The organism is Rhodococcus marinonascens NBRC 14363 (assembly GCF_001894885.1).
Taxonomy (GTDB): Bacteria; Actinomycetota; Actinomycetes; order Mycobacteriales; family Mycobacteriaceae; genus Rhodococcus_F; species Rhodococcus_F marinonascens.
The window spans coordinates 1-1,688 of record NZ_BCXB01000110.1 but is presented as its reverse complement, the minus strand read 5'-3'; the positions used below and the strand labels follow the sequence as shown (position 1 = coordinate 1,688).

The window sequence follows — 1,688 nt, the reverse complement described above, 5'->3', positions numbered from 1 at the left end:
CCTCGGGCTTTCATGGAAAGTCTGCGCTCAGCCGCGTCGGAAATGAAGAATGGTGCCCTGAACTGGGATAATTCGACTTGCGACAGTTGAATCAACACCAGTTCGAGGAGCACCATTCAGGTGAGTAAGACTACCGGCCGCTACCCCCACATGTCCGTAGACACCACCGGAACCGGTGTCGTGTCGCACGCTGGCGCGGTGTTGTTGCTGCGCACCGCCGAAAAGGCCGGGCTGACCAGCGCCCTGTCGACGGCATTGTCGCCGTGGCGCAAACCGCTGGCCACGCACGATCCCGGCAAGATCGTGTTGGACCTCGCGGTAACCCTGGCGGTCGGCGGTGACTGCCTCGCCGACCTCGCGCAACTGCGTGCCCACCCGGAGGTCTTCGGCCTGGTCGCGTCGGACCCGACGGTGTCCCGATTGGTGACCGCCCTCGCGGGCGACGCGCCTGCCGCCCTGGCCGCGATCGCTCGCGCCCGACGGGCAGCACGCACCCACGCGTGGGCCGCGGCCGGCAAACACGCCCCCGACCACGACACCGACGCCGAGAACCCGTTGATCATCGACCTCGACGCCACCCTGGTCACCGCCCACTCGGAGAAGGAGAGCGCGGCACCGAACTACAAGCGTGGCTTCGGTTTCCATCCGTTGTGTGCGTTTGTCGATCACGGCGAGCACGGCACCGGTGAACCGGTCGCGATGCTGCTCCGGGCCGGGAACGCCGGCTCGAACACCGCCGCCGACCACATCACCGTCGTCAAGGAGGCGTTGGCGCAGCTGCCGTCCGATCCCGGCTACCGGGTCGGCCGTAAGGTCCTGATCCGCACCGACGGAGCCGGCGGTACTCATGCCCTGATCGAGTATCTGACCAAGCGGAGTCTGGGGTATTCGATCGGGTTCGGGCTCACCGAGACGATGGCCGGGAAGGTTGCGTTGATTCCGAAAGATGTGTGGACACCTGCCTACGACTCCGGCGGGCAGGTCCGCGACGGCGCCTGGGTCGCCGAGCTCACCGGCCTGCTGGATCTGTCGGCCTGGCCGACCGGGATGCGGGTGATCGTCCGGAAGGAACGACCGCATCCGGGTGCGCAGTTGCGGTTCACCGATACCGACGGGCTGCGGCTGACCGCGTTCGTCACCAACACCCGCCGTGGTCAGTTGCCGGATCTGGAGTTGCGGCACCGCCGTCGGGCCCGTTGTGAGGACCGGATCCGGACCACGAAACAGACCGGCCTGCAGAATCTTCCGTTGCGCGGTTTCGACCAGAACCGGATCTGGTTGGCGATCGTGCAGCTGGCGGGTGAGTTGACGGCGTGGACGCAGATGCTCGCCTTCCCCGCCGATCCGGCACGTCGGTGGGAACCCAAACGCCTGCGACTACGCCTGTTCTCGATCGCCGGCCGGATCGCCCGCCACGCCCGCCGCCTTCACCTGAGACTGTCCGCGCACGCACCACACGCCGACCTGCTGACAACCGGGCTGAGGCGCCTCACGGCGCTGCCGGCACCGCCCTGACCACCACGATCCTGATCGACCGAGCCGAAAGGACCACCCGCTTTCGGGGCCGTGGACCCCGATGCCACCCGACCACATCGGGCGCCTGCTCATGCCCGACCACCGGTTTCACGGCTGAGAAACCCAATCCGAAACCGCTCAGGCCGGCACACGGAACTTACGAAAGATCGAGG

The 1,688-nt window shown here is 67.1% G+C and carries 1 protein-coding gene; it reads left to right on the top strand.

Annotation, left to right across the window (positions count from 1 at the left end; translation table 11 throughout):
- The first annotated feature begins 120 nt into the window (after positions 1–120).
- Positions 121–1,515 carry an IS1380 family transposase gene (locus RM2_RS23030; RefSeq protein ID WP_072691763.1) on the top strand — a complete coding sequence of 465 codons (1,395 nt, stop codon included), beginning with the start codon at positions 121–123 and terminating at the stop codon, positions 1,513–1,515.
- The last annotated feature ends 173 nt before the right edge of the window (positions 1,516–1,688 follow it).